This is a genomic window from Nostoc sp. (assembly GCF_036917095.1).
Classification (GTDB): Bacteria; Cyanobacteriota; Cyanobacteriia; order Cyanobacteriales; family Nostocaceae; genus Nostoc.
This window is the reverse complement of sequence record NZ_JBALFH010000044.1, coordinates 114,669-133,537: the sequence shown is the minus strand read 5'-3', so window position 1 is coordinate 133,537 and position 18,869 is coordinate 114,669. Positions and strand designations below refer to the sequence as shown.

15 protein-coding genes are annotated in these 18,869 nt (G+C 41.4%); 5 read left to right on the top strand and 10 right to left on the bottom strand.

Annotated features, from left to right (window positions below):
* Nucleotides 1–413 precede the first annotated feature (413 nt).
* Entirely contained in the window at nucleotides 414–2,348 is a 1,935-nt protein-coding gene (locus tag V7L01_RS25045) for a hypothetical protein (protein WP_335039534.1), read from the top strand.
* Between the two features lie 2 nt (nucleotides 2,349–2,350).
* Here the strand turns inward: V7L01_RS25045 and V7L01_RS25040 are convergent, their stop codons facing one another.
* Nucleotides 2,351–2,938 (bottom strand): Uma2 family endonuclease, encoded by a 588-nt coding sequence (locus V7L01_RS25040; protein ID WP_335039532.1) that lies wholly within the window; start codon nucleotides 2,936–2,938, stop codon nucleotides 2,351–2,353.
* 154 nt (nucleotides 2,939–3,092) lie between these two features.
* Between V7L01_RS25040 and V7L01_RS25035 the strand changes: the two genes are divergently transcribed.
* On the top strand, nucleotides 3,093–3,548 hold the full coding sequence (locus V7L01_RS25035; protein WP_335039529.1) for a nuclear transport factor 2 family protein: 456 nt from the start codon (nucleotides 3,093–3,095) through the stop codon (nucleotides 3,546–3,548).
* A 417-nt stretch (nucleotides 3,549–3,965) separates the two neighbouring features.
* On the opposite strand, the gene V7L01_RS25030 is transcribed toward V7L01_RS25035, so the two are convergent.
* Entirely contained in the window at nucleotides 3,966–4,658 is a 693-nt protein-coding gene (locus V7L01_RS25030) for a hypothetical protein (protein WP_335039527.1), read from the bottom strand.
* 333 nt (nucleotides 4,659–4,991) lie between these two features.
* Complete coding sequence (locus V7L01_RS25025; protein ID WP_335039525.1) at nucleotides 4,992–5,954, bottom strand: orange carotenoid protein N-terminal domain-containing protein; 963 nt, start codon at nucleotides 5,952–5,954, stop codon at nucleotides 4,992–4,994.
* Nucleotides 5,955–6,860: 906 nt separating this feature from the next.
* Between V7L01_RS25025 and V7L01_RS25015 the strand changes: the two genes are divergently transcribed.
* Nucleotides 6,861–7,100 (top strand): hypothetical protein, encoded by a 240-nt coding sequence (locus V7L01_RS25015; RefSeq protein WP_335039523.1) that lies wholly within the window; start codon nucleotides 6,861–6,863, stop codon nucleotides 7,098–7,100.
* A gap of 784 nt (nucleotides 7,101–7,884) precedes the next feature.
* On the opposite strand, the gene trpE is transcribed toward V7L01_RS25015, so the two are convergent.
* From trpE to V7L01_RS25000, 3 genes are all read right to left on the bottom strand, one after another.
* Nucleotides 7,885–9,399 (bottom strand): anthranilate synthase component I, encoded by a 1,515-nt coding sequence (gene trpE / locus V7L01_RS25010; protein ID WP_335039521.1) that lies wholly within the window; start codon nucleotides 9,397–9,399, stop codon nucleotides 7,885–7,887.
* 94 nt (nucleotides 9,400–9,493) lie between these two features.
* On the bottom strand, nucleotides 9,494–9,919 hold the full coding sequence (locus V7L01_RS25005) for a photosystem I reaction center subunit II PsaD (RefSeq protein ID WP_335039519.1): 426 nt from the start codon (nucleotides 9,917–9,919) through the stop codon (nucleotides 9,494–9,496).
* Between the two features lie 201 nt (nucleotides 9,920–10,120).
* Nucleotides 10,121–12,130 carry a DICT sensory domain-containing protein gene (locus tag V7L01_RS25000; protein ID WP_335039517.1) on the bottom strand — a complete coding sequence of 670 codons (2,010 nt, stop codon included), beginning with the start codon at nucleotides 12,128–12,130 and terminating at the stop codon, nucleotides 10,121–10,123.
* A gap of 1,097 nt (nucleotides 12,131–13,227) precedes the next feature.
* On the opposite strand from V7L01_RS25000, the gene V7L01_RS24995 reads away from it, so the two are divergent.
* Nucleotides 13,228–15,519, top strand: a complete 2,292-nt coding sequence (locus V7L01_RS24995) for an amylo-alpha-1,6-glucosidase (protein WP_335039515.1) — start codon at nucleotides 13,228–13,230, stop codon at nucleotides 15,517–15,519.
* Nucleotides 15,520–15,662: 143 nt separating this feature from the next.
* On the opposite strand, the gene V7L01_RS24990 is transcribed toward V7L01_RS24995, so the two are convergent.
* From V7L01_RS24990 to V7L01_RS24975, 4 genes are all read right to left on the bottom strand, one after another.
* Complete coding sequence (locus tag V7L01_RS24990; protein ID WP_335039514.1) at nucleotides 15,663–16,343, bottom strand: hypothetical protein; 681 nt, start codon at nucleotides 16,341–16,343, stop codon at nucleotides 15,663–15,665.
* Nucleotides 16,343–16,579 (bottom strand): RusA family crossover junction endodeoxyribonuclease, encoded by a 237-nt coding sequence (locus tag V7L01_RS24985; RefSeq protein ID WP_335039512.1) that lies wholly within the window; start codon nucleotides 16,577–16,579, stop codon nucleotides 16,343–16,345. The genes V7L01_RS24990 and V7L01_RS24985 overlap by 1 nt, the downstream gene beginning before the upstream one ends.
* Nucleotides 16,580–16,838: 259 nt before the next feature.
* The gene (locus V7L01_RS24980; RefSeq protein WP_335039510.1) at nucleotides 16,839–17,135 is read right to left on the bottom strand and encodes a hypothetical protein; all 297 of its coding nucleotides are present in this window, start codon (nucleotides 17,133–17,135) and stop codon (nucleotides 16,839–16,841) included.
* On the bottom strand, nucleotides 17,125–17,421 hold the full coding sequence (locus V7L01_RS24975) for a BrnT family toxin (protein WP_335039508.1): 297 nt from the start codon (nucleotides 17,419–17,421) through the stop codon (nucleotides 17,125–17,127). The genes V7L01_RS24980 and V7L01_RS24975 overlap by 11 nt, the downstream gene beginning before the upstream one ends.
* 388 nt (nucleotides 17,422–17,809) lie before the next feature.
* Here V7L01_RS24975 and V7L01_RS24970 point away from each other — a divergent pair, with 388 nt between their 5' ends.
* Complete coding sequence (locus tag V7L01_RS24970) at nucleotides 17,810–18,868, top strand: chlorophyll a/b binding light-harvesting protein (protein WP_335039505.1); 1,059 nt, start codon at nucleotides 17,810–17,812, stop codon at nucleotides 18,866–18,868.
* The last annotated feature ends 1 nt before the right edge of the window (nucleotide 18,869 follow it).

Below are 18,869 nucleotides of genomic sequence, written 5' to 3'. Positions count from 1 at the left end.
GTTATTGTTAGTGTTAGGAATCCAAGTCGTGGGTTATTAATTAAGCTTTCCCCCAAGGTAGTCAGCATAGGCGGACTTAAGGAATTTGAAACCTGCGTAGGTAAAGAGAAGACTGAACAGAGGTTTTGTTGTCTATCCAAGCCAGTGCGTTAGAGAGCCAGCAATGAACGCGAGTGCGTCTCCTTAGAAGACGGGTTTCCCTTTTTTGGTGACTAGCGTCCGGCTCCACCTATTTAAAGTAAGTGGCGTACAAATTCTATTCGCCAGGGGTGGGCATATTTTTACAAAAATGAGATGCTGCTGGTTTCATTATAGTATTCACAATCACTATACTATCTGAACTGTCTTGATAAATTGCTAATTACACAAACAAAATAAGGCACAGCAAATTTATACTAGTAGGTGATTATCTGATGAATATTTCAGAGCCAATTAAACAATTCATCACATGGATACAAGGTTTTGACCATCGTCTTTTACGCAATGAAGATGATGTCAAAGAAAAGTTTATTTTACCAATGTTTCGCTATCTCTGTTATCCAGATAAATGTCATCGTGAATACCCTCTAGAAACATCTAACTCAGGAAATTACGGTATAAATCCAGAAGTTGCTCATGTTTATTATACAACAGATAATATTGAACAACAAAATATAGATACGTCACTTATTTTGATTAAAACAGTAGAACCGCATAAAAGTCAATTACATGAAGCTGTTGAGCAATCTAAATTTTATAGTAATCATTTTCAAACACTATTATTTGTTGTTACTAACGGATATGAAATAAAGGTTTTTAAACGCCTGCAATACCATAGAGAAGAGTCCATATTTGATATAAATATTGATACGTTTATAAATGATGATATTGCCTCAAAATTTTATAATCAGCTAAACTTTGGTTTGGTTAGAGATATCGATAAAAATACAGCAAGTATTTTTATACATACTAAATCTAACTTAATAGAGAAATTTATAAGCCGCTATCCAGATTTACAGAATATTTTAGAAAAATGTGATTTTGAGCCTTCCACTACGAGAGAAGGCTACCATTTAGTTGTTGTAAAACCAAAAGTAGCGATCGCATGTAATTTACCCAAAGCTTTTGGAGAGGGTAGTTGTGAGATAGAGTTCAGCAATATGATTTTAAGAGGACTAAAAATTCACTTAAATCATCAAGATATTTTAGGTCAATTAATGACTGGATTGCACACACAAGCAAATTGGGGATGTCGTCGGTTTTTTAAACAGTTAGATAAAAATACTTTTGAGGTATATTTAGGTCAAACGACTCTTATTTTATCGGAGCTAGAAGCAGCAGACTTGTGTTTGTGTATTGATGGGGTTTGTCAAGAATATAAAAATTCAATAATAGAATTTGAAACTGCTTTAGAAACATGGAATTTTGAATTAGTAAAATTTTCCGAAGTTCGAGGTTTTATCCTTTTTTCTGTAGAACAAAAATTATGGGAGTTAATGCAGCAGTTTGCTAATGAATTTGATTATACTAAAGGCAAGTCAGAATGGCATCTATTCCATAAAAAAGATATATCAATCCGAGTAAGTAGAGGAATTCGCGACCATACATTTATCTTACCTAGAGTTGATAGAACTTCTGATTTTTTATTTAATAATCAAATTCATATCATCTATGAGCTAAATGATGTGAATTTACAATCTATTGAGAGGGGTAAGTTTCCCTTATGGCAGCAAGATATTGGAGTCCGAGGAACATGGACAGCTAGATATACTAAACAGTGGTTATTAGAGAAATATATTCCAAAGGTTATTAATTATTATTCAGGAAAGACTCAACTATCTGAAGCTGAATTGCTAGCCAAAATAATCAATTATACAAGCGATCGCGTGCTGATTAAAGAAATCGATAATATCAGAGACTTAGCACCTTATCTTCGCGATATACAATCTTGGCTACATATATATGTAGAAAATATTGCTGCTTCAGTCTTGAAACCATATTACCAAGCCTATACAAATTTGGTGCGTAATACTGATTCATCCATAACAGGCATAGACTATATTATAGGAAATTTGCATAGGGTCGAGTGGAAAAATATGCAAGAAGAAAATTCTAGCAATTTCAAAGACTGGAAGAACTTGACTTTTAAATACGCTATAGATTGTTTAGATGAACAAGTAGCAAGAATAAATAATAGTGAATATGAGAATAGTTTTAAGGCAGATTTAATAACTCGGACATTTATTTGGATTATAGAAAATGGTAAAATTTCTTTCTCGCAAGCTCAATTAAATGCTGCTAAACAGGCTTTGCTACCACTTTGGGAACAAAGTCGCTTTGAAATGCGCCATGTTTATCCTAATCGATAAAGCTACATAATTTGCTGTAAATGCAAGACAAATCCAGGTAGTATATTTTCTCCTGATAAACTAGCAGGATTGTCTAATATCTCTACATGTTTACCTGGACGATAAATTTCTACTCGCTTGTTTTTCCGGTCAATTAACCAGCCTAATTGAGCGCCATTCTCGATATACTCCTGCATTTTCTCCTGCAATTCTTTTAAGGAATCAGTACGAGAACGCAACTCTACTACAAAATCAGGACAAATTGGGGCAAATTTTTCTTGTTGTTCTGGGGTTAAAGCATTCCACCGCTCAATTTTCACCCAAGAAGCATCGGGAGAACGTTCTGCACCATTAGGTAGCGTGAAGCCAGTTGAAGAGTCAAAAACTTCGCCTAAATTAGTCTCAGAATTCCAAATATCTAATTGAGTGGTAATTTTAACATTACGTTTGCCAGTATCAGTACCTGTCGGTGACATAATTAATAATTCCCCTGATGCTGTACGCTCAAATCGATAATCGCGGTTTTTTTGGCATATTTGGAAAAATTGATCGTCAGTTAAGTCGATTTTCAATTTAAGTGTAGAAGGGAAAGTGGTTGTAACAGCGTCCATAAACTATCCTGAGCATCTTACTTTCTAGTTTAGTGGTGTGTGGGGTGCGATCGCTGCCAGGAGATGATGGAGAGCGATCGCAATGCAAACAACTTCTGGTTAAATTTTACTAATGCTCTATAAGCTTGATACTTTAGAGGGTAGAAAAATCTAGATGCTTTGGTTATCTCAATGGCTAGTGTTAGGAACTATATTTGTTAGCTTAACTTTTAGCACACCTTTATTTGCCAGTCAGTCTATGAACCAACAAGATATCCAGATATTAATAGAAAAAGCTAAAGATGCATGGGTTGCTCAAGATGTCGATGCCCTTGCACAATTGTTTACGATTGATGGAGAACTAATCGTGCCTGGTCAATACTGGCGGGGACAAGAAGAAATTCGAGAAGGAATTGCCAATTTTAAACAACAGTATTCAGATGTCAAAATAGACATCCAGCGGATTATCATTGGAGCAAATCAGGCAGCAGTAGAGTGGTACTACGAAGATACAGAAAAGGCAACAGGTCGTCGTAATAAAGCTGATGACGTAATTGTTGTAGATTTCAAAGATAGTCAAATTAGTCGTTGGCGTGAATATTTTGACACACAAACGCCAACTAACAGATAGTTACATTAGCCGTGAAACTCCAATATCCTTAATTTAGTTTGAATCAAGGATATTGGAGTATCAAAAATTAACTTGTAATGTAAAAAACGCAAGACGCCTATCACCTCAGACCGCTCTGATGAAGAATTTAACCTTCCCTAAGTGATAATAAAGTGGAGGAAGCGACAAAAACTCCACACCGTCAAGGATTTTTATTGACTTACACTGTTCAAACATCTGCGATCGCTCTCCTTCGATGTCTGATATTGGGCCACAGCGGCATAACACCCATACAGTGCTGTCTGTTTTCATAAACTAGAATAGCTAACAGTTGGGTGAAAAACTCTCTCTCTCAAGTATAAACACTACCTAGTCAAGAGATATAGCTATATTGTTTATACAAACTTGTCTAAAGTAAGATTTTAATTCATTATAACTTTAGCTACTCATTTGACGCCGTTGGGACTGTGCTTGGTTAAACTGCTTTTGTTGTAGTGTTAATTCGCTGTAATCACTTGAAGATTGCATATCCCATTGTAATTCTGCTAGTAACAGTAAACTAACGGTCATAATTAGCCCCGTTGAGAGAAACTGCATAACACCGCAGTATGGCAAAACTAAAATTCCCAGCAAATGAATAAACCCCGTCAGAATAAATGTGCGCGAACGCATTCCTACCCCGGTGCAAAAGTAGCCGATGGCACTTAATCCTAACCACAGTGGACACAAACGGATCAACACCTCTCCCCACCCCAAAAAAATGCTCAAATCGGTCAAGATTAAACCCATTAAGATTAAAATCGCCCAACTATAAACAACCCAGCGTAGCTGTTCTACAGTTGCCCAAAACCAAGTTAAACTTACCATGCCAACTGCACCGAATAAGGTAAGCACTGACCACAAAATTGCTTGGCTACTCCAGCTAATGGGTAGAAACTGGGCAGTTACGAAAATTCCAGATGAAATTAGTCCCCAGAGAATAAATGCTTGATCGACACGAGTATAAAACTTTGAAAAGAGGATGAAATTTCCAATTTGGTAGTTGAGACAGACTAGACCTTGAATATCTTGAAAATCTAGCTCTTGCTGTTTTTCACGCAGGAGCGGCTCAGAGGAATTGAACAAAGTCATTGATAATCTATTACCCTTGGTAGATGAATAAATTATTACTCTATCCAAAGATATATTGTTATTTAAATATAAACAAGTAAAGAATAGTTGAGATGTTCTTGAGCGAGAAAGGTTCTAGAAGTCAATACTACTTATTATAATTTAGTATATTTTGAGACTTTAAAAACTAAAAAATCGCTGATGGAATCGGTTGTTTTCAATAGCGATCGCAACATCAAAATACTAAATAAAGCGCTATCAGTTTCTTTTGCTTAAGCGTGGCGATGTCTACGACGGGCTATTCGGCGTCGCTCCTTCACTCATCCACGCTTAAGCAGCAACTAATCTAGCCCTCTATTTACGTACTAGGTTCAGCAGTTCTTTCGGAGAAGCGAGCAAATCAATCGCTACAAAGAAGATTTTTCCTTGAGGATCTATCAAAAACCGCCATGCAATATTCATCCCCACACTGGCACCGAACCAAGGGGTTTGAACTTTACCTGTGACTTTAACTTGTGTATAGCCATCTTCTACTGGCTCAGAGACACCGCGCTCTGGAATCATCTTTAGTCCCTGGCATTCTTCACGCATATAAGCGCGGATTGCCTCTTGACCAATAATTGGTCTTTCAAAAGGAGGTTGTAAGCCACCTTCAGAGGTAAACAGAGCAACTGCTGCATCAAAGTCATTGGCATTCATGTTGTTGATATAGCCCAGCACCGTAGGATTGTCAACGCCATCGATGGTAACTTTAGTCCGAAATGCTGGTGCAGTAGGAGGAGACACAGGTTCTGAGACTTTTTTGTAACTACCAGGAGCATTCGGGTCAAATCCCATGCTAATTACGGTATTGCGTAGGATGGTAATTTGTTGACCTGAATCAGCATTCCGGATGGCTTGCAACACTTCAGCTGCTTTAGGAGAAAGCTTGTAGCCTTCTGGGATAGGAGCAACGATTCCCTGAGCCATCCATTCTCCTAACTGATACCAGAAGCCCAACTTGATGTTCACGGTGAAGGATGCATAAGAACGGCAAAGGGGAGTGTCAGCACGGTTAGCCAAATCGTACATGACTTGCGTTTGAGCCTCAAAAGGCATCTGCTTAATTTGTTCGAGTAAGCCTTGTGCGAGGATCATGTTGGCTGCCCCAGGAGCCGCAACCGTAATACTTCTACCCATCTCGGTATAGGCAAACCAAAGTAATGCTAGTTGATCTTCAGCATTGAGCTTAGAGAATGATTCGACAACGGTTGGAACAACGTCAGCAACTAGGGTGCCGGGAAAAATACTTTGAGCCGACTGGATGGTAAAAGACATAGCAGAAATTCCAAAAAGAAAATTACAGTTCTATCGAATGTGAAAAATCAAATGTGCAAAGACGGAGGACAAATGCGTTTAGCTATTAACAAAGGCACTCAGCTGTTTTGGCATCACCGATAGCGCTTCGTAGACATCGCTCTACCAAAGGCATAGAGATTCTGCTGCCATTGAGTTTGGATACTCGGCAACGCACATTGCAGGCTCAACTGCATATTTATTTAGAAAGCCTTAATCAACAGTGGTTCAACGCATTTAAGCTGCTTTGTATCTTTATGTAAAGAAACATAACAATATCGTTACAAATAAGCAATACTTTCTCAGTTATATTTTCATAGGTTCTGCTTATAGTAAACATAAGTTTTACTTAAGATAGATTACGCACAATTGGTATCTTTGTGCATATTCATTTTCAAGAGCGATCGCACTATCTCTACAAGCATCAAATTTTCATAATCTTTAACTGAAGTTATTGCGTCACCGATAGCGTAAAGCAAGCTACGCGCAAATCTAAAATACCCTACTTGTTTAGTACGGCTTTTACTACTTCTATCTTTATGTCAAGTAGTTGCAAAAAATATTTACAATAGTTAATATTTATTTACGGATTACAAAAATAGGGAGTAAAAGAGGACGAATAGAGGCTTTACCAGTAACGTGCGGTTAACTCAACAGATTTGCGATTGCACCCAAGGTTTATGTTGATGAAACCCCACGAACAGGCTTCACTGAATATGCCGAAAAACTCAATAGCGGTTTGGCAATGAGTGGTTTTGTCTTACTCGTAGCTTTGGAAGTTCTCACCGGACACGGTTTGATTGGATGGCTAACCAGCCTTTAGAGAAGACACTTTAACATTTACGAATTTTCTTTACTTGACGAATAAAGCAATTTAGAGGGAAACTTATGAAAACTGATTTTGATTATCCCAAAAAAGATTTGATTGGGCCCGTTGTTTTTAGACCTGATTTCAACAACTTTGAGACTATCAATGCAAATCAAGCCTGGTCATTGTTTTTCACTGTCGGTCAAGACGACAAGGGACTGGGACAAGAAATTGAGTTCGGTAGATTTTTCACTAACCTTTTAATTGCCATCGGGGTAACTGGAATTATTTGGGCAATTTACTTCAGCCAATTGGGATGAGCAAGTTTGTTCCTTTCAAGCGCCTGGTAACTTCATACGTCTAAAAAACTCTGTTTAGCTTTGGAAAAACTCTGATGTTGATTGGATTTATAAGGCTTCCCAATTTGTCGCGGTATTGTGGATACGCAGGCTTAGAAGTAGCACAAATTGTTTCCAAATATCTTGCAGTTCAAAGTAAAACCTATGTAATTCAAAATAGAAGCATATTGGTATATCAACTTTTAAAGTCTGGTCTGGATTCTCATACAGCAAATCGAGCTGTTACTGTACTTATATCAAGCCCAGTTATACAATTAAGCAACAAAAACCAGTGTGCAATTAATTATAGGTGAAAGGAACTATACAGGCATTAAATAACGATATTAGACCTTCTTTTAAAGAGTGGTGACTGGTAAGTTAAGAGTTATTAGTCTTCTGTTTGTCTCTCTTTTGTCTCCAGTTTTTAGTAATTTTTCAAGCTAGTTTTAAGAGTTTGTAGTAGGGACTTTATTCCTTACTACAAACTTGCTTATCCATCAATTTAAACTTGACGGACTTCTAACAATCTGTCTCATTAATTTTCAGGAATAAGAGAACGAACCGCAAAGACGCGAAGTACGCAAAGGAAGAAGAAAAATTGAAGAAAGAAGAAGAGAAATTGAAGAATTTATCTAGTCGTCAGAATTAATGGGACAGACCACTAGTACAGCACAGCATAAATCAAGCTACTATCTCAATTAACCAGACAAGTTGCTCTGAGTAACTGGTTAAAGGTAGGCAAACTGACGCCAACTAGTTACCTAGTTCAACGCAAACAACGAATTGCCTCTAATAGACCTCTAGCTTTATTAAGCGTCTCTTCGTATTCTTTCTCTGGTTCAGAATCAGCTACCAAACCTGCACCAGCTTGTACGCTCACCGTATTATCATGCACTACCATTGTGCGAATTGCGATCGCAGTATTTAATTGTCCTTCAAAATCGTAATATCCATACACACCGGAATAAACACCTCGACGACTAGACTCTAACTCGTGGATAATTTCCATTGCCTTAATCTTGGGTGCGCCGCTTACCGTACCTGCTGGGAAGCAAGCTTTCAGTAAATCCCATGCTGTTTTACCAAGTGCTAATTTACCCACAACATTGCTAACAATGTGCATCACATGAGAGTAGCGCTCAACTACCATTAATTCATCAACTTTGACGCTACCACTTTGAGAAACACGCCCCAAATCATTCCGCCCTAAATCAACGAGCATTACATGTTCGGCAATTTCTTTAGGATCTTCGAGTAAATCCTGAGCCAGAGCTGCATCTTCCTGGCTGGTTTTACCACGTGGACGCGTGCCGGCAATTGGTCGTACCGTTGCGATTACTCCACCATCTGGATCTGTTTCGGCTTTCACCATCACTTCAGGACTGGAACCGATGATTTGCCAATCTTGGAAGTTAAAGTAAGCCATGTAAGGCGAAGGATTTATCTGGCGTAGGGAGCGGTAAAGGGCAAATGGATCGCCTGTGTATGTTGTTGATAGTCGCTGGGAAATTACTACTTGGAAAATATCGCCTGCTTTAATGTAGTCTTTGGCCTTTTGGACGCTGGCACAAAAATCAGGGCGGGTAAAGTTGCTGGTGTATTCCTCTGCTTCTCCAGATACTGTGCTTCCAGGCGGTTTCCATTCCAATCTGGTTTTTTGCGGCGATAGCGGTAGAGATAGCTTTTCGAGCATTTGGGTGACGCGATCGCCCGCTTGTTGATAAGCTGTGTGTAAATCTACTTTCGGATCGCGTAAATCAGCATAAGCGATCGCCCAAATTTTCCGCTTCACCTGGTCAAAAATCAATAGGTGGTCTACCTGCATCCACAACCCATCAGGGATATTTCGCTCATCTTGTGGATGAATTGGCACACGCGGCTCAATCCAGCGAATTAATTCATAGCCCCAAAAACCAAACAAACCACCAATTCCTGGCGGTAGCTGTGGTAACTTGACTGGGTGAAAAGGTGCTAAACATTCGGCTAAAGCTGTAAAAGGGTCACCTTCAAAAACGACCTGCGAACCATCACGGTTTTTCTGAATCGTGTTATTGCCTCTTGCTTCCAAAACCCAAAGCGGATCGCAACCCACTAAACTATAGCGTCCCAGTTTTTCCCCGCCTTCGATCGATTCCAACAAAAAGCTATAGGGCTGACCTGCACAGACTTTATACCAAGCAGATACGGGCGTATCTAGGTCTGCTACCCATTCTTGATATACCGGGACGAAGTTGCCTTGTTGCGCTAGGGTGCAAAACTGGGAGAAATCCGGAAACATCATTATTTTTTAAAAGTAATTGGTAATTGGTAATGGGTAATGGGTTTTTATTTACCAATTACCCATTACTAATTACCCATTAGCTACTAATAGCTAGTTACGGAGCGTCGTAGGTAGTAACACCGCTAAACTTAACTTTAGAGGGGCTGGGGTTTTGTCCGATACGACGGTCTACATAACGCACTTTGTCACGACCTGGGTTAACCTTTTCAGGGAATACACCATCGGCTGGGTGAAGTAAAGTGGTTTCTCCGTTGGGTAAAATCCGGTAAACTTTGTAATCTGTAATTTTGAGTTTCCGGAGTTGCTGACCGCCCAAAAAGATTCCATATTCTTTACGAGCTATATACAGTAGGTTTTCACCTTTCCGCATAATAGCAGCACCACCTGTAGGCAATTCAAAAACTTGCTCTTTCGGGCTAGTCCAAGTAATAGCGTACTTTTCTTCTAGGTCTGCTTTTGTGAGCAAGCCACCGGTGCTGCCACCGTATAGCGGGGTTTGTCCAGAGAGTGTTTCTGCCATAAGTCTGTTCTCTCAACGTTTTTAGGGAATCCTAACACCGCAACCAGGATCATATTGCGATCGCGTCATAGACTGTAACAGTTTTTAGTCATTGGTCATTAGTCATTGGTCATTAGTCATTCTCCTCTGCCCCCCTGCTCCCCCTGCCCCCTCTGCCTCCCCTGCTCCCTCTGCCTCCCCTGCCTCTCCTGCTCCCCCTGCCTACTTACTCTTGACTTTTGTCCGCTTTTCCTCTTGGCTACTCTGAACAACTGGGATAGTGAAGTGAAACTGACTACCCTGGTCTTTGCCAGTTGACTCTGCCCAAATTTCCCCACCCCAGCCATTAACAATTTGACGGCAAATTGCTAAACCAAGTCCAGTCCCGCCAGTAGTGCGGCGCAGCGCTCCCTCTTCTTGATAGAAGCGGTCAAATACTACTTCTAAACGATTCGGTTCAATGCCGCGTCCAGTGTCAGCCACGGTGACCTCGACCATTTTACGACTGTTGTAAATCGCTTTAATGGTAATTTCTCCTTGGGGTGGCGTAAATTTAAAAGCATTGTCCATGAGTTTTGCCAGTACCTCTACTAGCCAATCACCATCAGCTCTTACCAGAGGTAGGTTTTCGGCAATTTGAGTCTTGATTTGGGGCGGTTTTTCCGTTGAGGAACGCGTCCGATTTCGGCTGAGTGCTAAATCCACACACTCTTGTAAGGTGAGGGATTCTGGATGCCATTCCACCCGACCGCTTTCCAAGTTGGAAAGTGTGAGGAAATCTTGTACCAATTTTCGCATCCGTTCCGAATCGGAAAGAGCAGTGTTGAGCATGATTTGCTGCAACTCCAAAGGCATATCCGGCTCACTAGCGAGGCTTTCTAGGCACACTTGAATTGTGGATAGGGGGGTACGCAGTTCGTGTCCGGTAATGGCTATAAGGTTGCTGCGGGTGCGGTCTAGGGCTTCTAACTGCTGGTTAAGTTCTTCTAAGTTAGCGTAAGCTTCCGCTTGGATAAGAGCTGCTCCCACTTGGGTAGCGATCGCTTCTACCAAATCCAATTCCCCTGGTTGGCACTCGTGCGGTGGCATCCGGCAATAATGTAACTCTACAATGCCCAATAATCGCCCCTGATAGAACACTGGTTCCATCAGCCAAGAACGAATGGCAAACCTTTTGGCGATCGTGGAAAGGGCTGGCGAATTGGTAACGCGAGGGTCACTCAGCGTATCGCTAATACAAACCCCTTCGCCTTGTTGGATTACGTCCAGAAATAGAGAATTTTTCTCTAACTCCCAGGTTTGCCCGCGAAGCGATAAAACGCCGGGATTCAAAAACTCGTGTTCAATTATAGCTTGGCTATCTGTGGCTTGAGCGCGGTAAATTAAACAGCGACAAGCTTCTAGGTGTTGCCCTAATTCTTGTGCCGCCACTTGGAGAACTTCGTGAGGATCGAGCGATCGCCGAATGGCAGTGCTAATGGAGTTGACTAATCGTTCTTTTCGTGCTTGGGCAGCAATTGAACGGTAGGCTTTGTGCAATTTGTACTGGCTAGCTTGCAAATAAGTTACTAAGCGCTGCACAAAGGGATCTGTATCGATGTCACAAGCATATTCGTTGATCTGTTCTGTCCCAGAGTTGTTTCGTGGTTCGCCGATGCCAAACCTCTGACGTGCCTCCTCAATTTTACTTGCCAGTTCTGGTCTGTAAACTAAAATCCTATCTAACAGCAATTCAGCTGCTTTGAGACTAACTCCCCTTTCCGATGTCCAAACTCCCTCAAATCTTCGCGCTGTGTCTATATCCAAATTAGGGCTTAGTTCTGGTACTTGCTTATTTTTGGCAATAGAACCAAGGCTTTCCCGGCAAACCAGACAAGTCGCATAATTGTCAGCAATCACTACCAAATGCCACTCTTGACTTAAGCCATCCGTTGGCTCAAAAGCGACCTTTTCATAGTGTTCTGAACTGTTAGTAAAATCCGTTTCTGGAGCAGATAGTACGTATATTTGGTTACTCCGCAAGGCAAGTCGCAGGTAGCGATGAGCTTCTTGGCGGTAGAATCGCTCTCGCTGGAAACTAGCAATTACAAGGGGTTGTGCTAAAGTCGCAGCCAAAACTTGATCTTCCATCGCATGGGAGAGCGCCGTTAGTGAAGCCTTAAAATATAGCTGGGGCCGCAAGTATGGTAGGGACTTTAGCAGATCACTCAGCACAGAAGTCGAAATGCTCATGAATTATTGTTAAACGCTCAACCTCGACAAGATCCACGTCACAGCTGCATTGTACAAATTCCAAGGTACTCTCAAGTTAAATAGAGAGTTGCAATATGTAAAGAACGCTAAAAAGCACTTTCTGCCAAAGCAGGCGCAACACTTTGTTACCAATTAGGAGGAGTGGGTACAACTTGATTTGTTGATTGACAACCTACTACGCCCAATATACATTCTCAACCAACTTTGAAATATGCTTGTACAACTAAAAATCTTTCAATCCTAAGTATTACACAACTATTATCTGTATATTTTTAATCTTCACATCCGCTAATTACCAGTGTTAATTGATTGATAGTCCACGTTTTGGCGTAAGCCGTTGTAGATATCGCCTACTTTGCCTACGTTGATTGATGCTCACTAAATAAATTTTTTTACCCAAAAATCATTACTGCTACATTCACATAATTTAATCCATAATTAGTGATTAATTTTAATCAATCAATTAATTAGCATAAATTTGTTTAATCAAACGCCCAAGATATTTAAAACAAAATCGTATAATAGTTTAGGTAACAAATGCTCTCTACCCAACCAAAACGGGGAATTCCGAATTATGTGTCTTTAAAATGTTCAACGACTAAGGAATTATCTAAAAATCCTCAGTTTTCAGTCTTGACTTTATACTTCTAAAATATAAATTTATCAAGATTAGGACTTACGCATTGACAGAGACAACCAACTGTGAATTACCTATCGTTACTCGGCTGCTGCCTTGTAATGCTGTTGTAGCAGGGCTGCTGCCTCCCGTCAAACCACGAGGCAAAGCCTTGTTAATTGCATTTCTAACTCTGCTTGGGAACGAGGCAGGGCAAGACTTTGAGCTTAAAAGCCTACTATTTACATGATGGTCAATGTGTAAAGTGCGTAAATCCTAAAAATTTGCTATTCATGGATAGATTTGAGCGCTGCTATTTTGTCAGCAGTATGTGACGATTATTTTGGTTTGAATGGCTCAAACGAGTTTTAGAGAGGGTTTTTTCTGCAAGTTGTGAGGGTCAAATACCTCCACTCGGAATACCACAAAAATCTACGACCTGTACACGGAACTTTGGCTAATGACACCGGATACGCTAATGACCCCGGAAAAAATTTTTCTGGATGGAAAAACTTTTATTCCTGCTGAACAATTACCTATCCCGGAGTGGCCTTGCGTTGTGAGTGAAAGACCACAACCGACACTGACGGTTAAAGATGATGATTTATTTTTTGTGACGGATACTATCGGGAATATTTCTGGCTGTTCCCTCAACGATGGCAATCCCAGCATGGGACTGTTTTGTTGTGATACAAGATTTCTCAATCGCTTAGAGTTGCAAATTGAAGGGCGATCGCCTGTACTCCTCAGTAGTACTGCTGAAAAAGGGTTTTCACTCTCCGTTTTGTGTACCAACCCCAGAATCGACGAACGCCTAAGAGCCGAAACTGTAGGAATTCGCCGAGAAATGGTGCTGAATGGAGCATTATTTGAAGAAATAGAAGTATCTAACTACAGCACAACCACCGTCAATTTTGAACTAACCGTCAGCTTTGATGCGGATTTTGTTGATTTATTTGAAGTCCGGGGCTATGACAGAGAAAAACGAGGTCGGCTTTTACGCCTAGTAGAACCGACGGCTGAGGAAGGTACATCTTCTCTCGCCGATGGGGTTTCACCTGTACCCAAAGAGCCACACACCTCTAGGGAAGAATCTTTAACACTTGCCTATCAAGGTCTGGATAGCTCAGTGATGGAATCCCGGATTCTATTCCAGCATCGCCAACCAGACTATTTCAAGGGTTACACTGCGGTTTGGCAGCTAGAGTTAGCTTCTCACGAAACTCAAAAGCTGGGCTACCGAGTGAGCATGTTGAAAAACAACCAGTCTAGTTCAACCGTGAGCGCCGCCTTCACTTTAGGACAGGCGAAAGCCGCTGAGTTGATGGAGGAGCAAAACTGGGTACAGCAAATTACACGCATTAGCTCAGATAAGAGTACCTTCAATCGAGTGATTGAGCGGGCCGAGCAAGATATGTATTTGTTGCGCCAGTCTTTTGGGAAGCATAAAACAGTTTCGGCTGGAGTGCCGTGGTTTTCGACATTATTTGGGCGAGATTCGCTGATTACAGCTTCTCAAACCCTGATGTTAAACTCGCAAATCGCCAAAGAAACCCTAATACTACTTGTGACGTATCAAGGTAAAATCGACGACGAATGGCGTGAAGAAGAACCGGGTAAGATTTTGCACGAGTTACGTTTGGGAGAAATGGCTCGTTGTCAAGAAATTCCCCATACGCCCTACTACGGTACAGTTGATGCCACTCCCCTGTGGCTGATGCTGTATGCCGAACACTATGCTTGGACTCACGATCAAGAACTCCTAGAGCAACTTTGGCCGAATGCTTTAGCAGCAATGGAGTGGATCGATCGCAATATGCAAGAAACCAGCTACCTCAGTTACTTCCGTAAATCCAAACGCGGTCTTGTTAACCAAGGTTGGAAAGATTCTGGTGACTGTATCGTAGACCACAAGGGAGAATTAGCCAACGGCCCAATTGCCTTGTGTGAGGTGCAAGCTTATGTCTATGCTGCAAAAATGCGCCTAGCAGAAATAGCTAGGATGAAAAAGCGGCTTGATTTGGCAGATCGTTGGCAAGAAGAGGCCAGAAGTCTTAAAGTTCGTTTTAATCGAGATTTTTGGGTAGAAGACCAGGATTTCTGCGCTTTGGCTTTGGATGGAGATGGCAAGCCAGTAGATAGTATTACCTCAAATCCCGGTCATTGTCTGCAATTGGGCCTCTTCAACCACGAAAAAGCCTATAGTGTAGCAGAACGCTTGCGGGCACCAGATATGTTTAATGGCTGGGGCATTCGTACCCTGAGTAGTTTGTCACCCGCTTACAATCCGATGGGGTATCACATTGGTTCGGTTTGGCCCCATGATAATGCTCTGATTGCAATGGGATTGCGATCGCTGGGTCTGATCGATCAAGCCCTGGAACTTTTCCAAGGTTTATTCGATATGACTAGTCAGCAGCCTTATCAACGTCCTCCAGAACTCTTCTGCGGCTACGAACGGAACGGTGATAATGCCCCTGTGCAGTATCCAGTTGCCTGCACTCCCCAAGCTTGGGCTACTGGCAGTGTCTTCCAACTGCTGCAAATGATGGTTAACTTGGTGCCTGACGCTCAAAATAACTGCTTGCGAATAATCGACCCCGCTTTGCCAGAATCGATTAATCGCCTGTCATTTCATAATTTGCGAGTCGGCCCTACCATCCTCGATTTGGAATTCGAGCGTTCTGGGACTACCACTGCTTGTCGCGTTGCTAAAAAACGCGGTAATTTGCGGGTAGTTATCGAAGCTTAGGAAGGGAGTAGGGAGTAGGAAATTCACCACTCCCTATTTTATGGTTGGTGCGTAGGCGTAGCCTGTCGTAGACATCGCTCGGTAGCATGACCTGAAATTCACCATCAGTGCTTGTCTAACCATCCGCTCCAACCAACACAGTGTTAGCCTGCTTCATCGCCAGTGTGTAGAGTTCTCAATAGCTGTTCTGTAAGCTCGATTAATTCAGATACATAATTTTGTGTAATTTGTGTAGTTTTGAAGCCATGAGCAATAGAATTGCGTAATGGGAGTGCATTCATTAGTAACTGATACTCAGATTTTGAAATTACACCTTCAGTTGCTAATTCCTTTACTAAGTAGCGTGGATCAAATCTTTGTAAACTTAGCTCTTCCTTTTGGGCAATAAGTCTCAAAGTTGCTTCTACTAAAGACCAGGAATATAAGATAGCTAATTCTGGATGTTGCGTTGTAAGTTGCCTTGCTGCTTGCAACTGTGATTCTATTTCATGCTCTTGAAGAGAAGCCTCTGCTTTCAGAGAATACGTTGTATCCTCCGGGTTGGTCATTACTAATTCAAATCTCCAACCGGGATGTTTTTCTACCGCTTGAGCTAAATTACCTAAGTATTGATTAGAAGAAGAGTTAAGTGAGGAGCGTGACTTAACTTCAATAACTACATTTTCTTCTCCCCGACGTACTATCATGTCAGGGCGATAGTTATTAAGGAAGCCAGGCAAGTCTTCTGGATTTGGATGAAAAAAAACTTCGTAACCCTTTTCACGATACTCCTCTGCTAGTTTTAGCAATCGCTCTCTTTCTAAGTTTGCGGTTGAAGTTTCCATCAAGTAAGTACCTCCTGGTTAGGAGCATTAATTACGACAATATGTAAGAACTCATTGCCACGGGCAAAACCTTCCGCCAATGTCGAGGTCATATTTTCTATTCTAAAGTTACCTGACAAATTCCTCTTTCTAACTAGGAGATCGCTTACTTGATTATCATCGACGTAGGCTAATCCTTTTATTGCATCTTGAATAGGCTTCACTATATTGTCTACATCTATATTGATCGGAATCATAGAAATAGGTTATCTGGAGCATAACCAACCCAGTAGCTGTTTTTTGTTCCGAAGACCAATATTTTTCAGCCTCTTGTCGCACTGTCTTTTTCCAATCTTGAAGCCGATTGCCCTTACCGCGCTTACGAGCCTGTTGTGATACTGGTGGCCCATCTACTATGAACTCAAATCTGGTCAATGCACTTTTAAATAATAGATCGCAGGTTATTCCATGCTAGTAACCTCAAACACAAGTAGATAACTCCTGATACTGCCGTTACTAACTGTTGCTGTGTCGCCCAGTCGCTTCGCTGAGTGCTTCACTAATTATCTCATCACTCACACCATGCCGTTTCAGGCTGGCAATCAATGTAGAAACAGTATCACCATCAAGTCGATCGAGATCGGCTCTAAGTCCTTGTCCTATGTAAGCGCGAACTAATGGCTGATAACCAGAAAACCCTAACAATGGTGCTACTCGCTTCAAATCTTCAATCACATCTTCGGGAATGCGAATTGTGATTGTGGTCATTGGACGACTTTTATCGAGCCGCTTTTTTAAGTCTTCAGCTTTCATAGTATTCACGTTCCTTGCGCGTCGCTTTTCGAGCGGAGACGATCCGAATCATGTCGTTTTCACGCTCAATGTAGACGACGTACAGAAGATTCCATCGTCTGTCCAAGTCAATCACAGCATCCCGCTCCTCATCATTGCGGCTTGCATCAACCACCACTAGAAACGGATCGAAGAAAGCTTCTACGGCTTGCTGAAATGTTATGCCGTCATGATTGCTGGGATTAATCCGAGCTTTCTCCTCGTTCCAAAGGAAGGTGACACCATTAAGCACGAAAAACACATCCATACCTCATAGTCTAGGCAAGATGTATTTACGTATGTCAATACGCTTTTTTGTAAAAGTTTACAATTACAATTCAAGACTGAATCTTGATGTGTGCCAGAACCTTGCAATGCTTACCTGTTTCTTGTCTTCCTCAACCCAATAAATAATCCGATAGGCAGTTTAAGCACTATTACTTATTGACAAATTGTCCATGATGTTATTTGTTACTGATAAGGTTAGGGGAATCTCCCAGAGTCAAATATCACCAACACCAAACGTATTGAGATGTAAGTAATTTTTCATTTGCATCAAAATTATTAATGAGATTTACTTTCATTAATTGAAATTTTAGTGTAGACTCTTTTTCAAGAGTTATTGAATAATATTCTCAATAGAAGGTAGATGTAAAATGACAACTTCTACAAGTCCGCTGTCGGTAGAGCAAGACCTTACTGACTCGCCTTGGTGGGCTGGTAACGCCAGACTCACCAGCTTATCAGGCAAATTACTAGGCGCTCACGTCGCTCATTCTGGTCTGATCGTTTTCTGGGCAGGAGCTATGACTTTATTTGAGCTAGCCCACTTTAATCCAGCAGAACCGATGTACTCGCAAGGCTTAATTTTGCTACCTCATTTAGCTACTGAAGGTTGGGGTGTTGGCGCAAATGGTGCAGTCGTGGATACTTATCCCTACTTTGTAATTGGAGCTTTGCATCTCATTTCTTCAGCCTTTTTGGGTTTCGGAGGAATCTTTCATTCCCTGCGTGGCCCGGAAAAATTGGAAGGTAGAGTTCCTTTCTTTGGCTACGACTGGTCAGACACGGGTAAAATGACCACAATCCTTGGTATACATCTAGTTTTACTGGGTTGTGGTGCATTCTTGTTAGTCGCCAAAGCAATGTACTTTGGGGGTTTGTACGACCCAAATGTTGAAAATGTGCGGGTAATTACAAATCCAACATTAAACCCAGCCGTCATTTTTGGTTATCTGTTTGGCGCAATTAGGAAATTCTGGATTGCTGGCGTTGACAACCTAGAAGACGTGGTTGGCGGACACATTTGGGTTGGTGCGATATTGATTTTCGGTGGACTTTTCCACATTGTGACAAAGCCCTTTACCTGGACACATCCACTATTTGTTTGGTCTGGAGAAGCTTACCTTTCTTACAGTCTAGGCGCTTTGGCACTGATGGGTTTTATTGCAACTCTGTTTGTATCGGTAAACACCACTGTTTATCCTGAAGTTTTTTATGGGCCGGCGCTTGTAGTTAGACAGAATATCGTGCCGTACTTTTCATCACCTGACCCTGACCTGGTAACTGCCCGGACTTGGTTAGCTAATGCCCATTTTTGGTTAGCTTTCTTCTTTCTCCAAGGTCATATATGGCACGCCTTGCGGGCGCGTGGGTTCGATTTTCGCAAAGGTAGGGTGAGTCAGGAGGCGGTAATTCCGCAACCAATTAGCTAAA

Coding starts and splice junctions, on each gene's coding strand:
- V7L01_RS25045 (WP_335039534.1), top strand. CDS start 414: ATGAATATTTCAGAGCCAATTAAACAATTCATCACATGGATACAAGGT.
- V7L01_RS25040 (WP_335039532.1), bottom strand. CDS start 2,938: ATGGACGCTGTTACAACCACTTTCCCTTCTACACTTAAATTGAAAATC.
- V7L01_RS25035 (WP_335039529.1), top strand. CDS start 3,093: ATGCTTTGGTTATCTCAATGGCTAGTGTTAGGAACTATATTTGTTAGC.
- V7L01_RS25030 (WP_335039527.1), bottom strand. CDS start 4,658: ATGACTTTGTTCAATTCCTCTGAGCCGCTCCTGCGTGAAAAACAGCAA.
- V7L01_RS25025 (WP_335039525.1), bottom strand. CDS start 5,954: ATGTCTTTTACCATCCAGTCGGCTCAAAGTATTTTTCCCGGCACCCTA.
- V7L01_RS25015 (WP_335039523.1), top strand. CDS start 6,861: ATGAAAACTGATTTTGATTATCCCAAAAAAGATTTGATTGGGCCCGTT.
- trpE (WP_335039521.1), bottom strand. CDS start 9,399: ATGATGTTTCCGGATTTCTCCCAGTTTTGCACCCTAGCGCAACAAGGC.
- V7L01_RS25005 (WP_335039519.1), bottom strand. CDS start 9,919: ATGGCAGAAACACTCTCTGGACAAACCCCGCTATACGGTGGCAGCACC.
- V7L01_RS25000 (WP_335039517.1), bottom strand. CDS start 12,130: ATGAGCATTTCGACTTCTGTGCTGAGTGATCTGCTAAAGTCCCTACCA.
- V7L01_RS24995 (WP_335039515.1), top strand. CDS start 13,228: ATGACACCGGATACGCTAATGACCCCGGAAAAAATTTTTCTGGATGGA.
- V7L01_RS24990 (WP_335039514.1), bottom strand. CDS start 16,343: ATGGAAACTTCAACCGCAAACTTAGAAAGAGAGCGATTGCTAAAACTA.
- V7L01_RS24985 (WP_335039512.1), bottom strand. CDS start 16,579: ATGATTCCGATCAATATAGATGTAGACAATATAGTGAAGCCTATTCAA.
- V7L01_RS24980 (WP_335039510.1), bottom strand. CDS start 17,135: ATGAAAGCTGAAGACTTAAAAAAGCGGCTCGATAAAAGTCGTCCAATG.
- V7L01_RS24975 (WP_335039508.1), bottom strand. CDS start 17,421: ATGGATGTGTTTTTCGTGCTTAATGGTGTCACCTTCCTTTGGAACGAG.
- V7L01_RS24970 (WP_335039505.1), top strand. CDS start 17,810: ATGACAACTTCTACAAGTCCGCTGTCGGTAGAGCAAGACCTTACTGAC.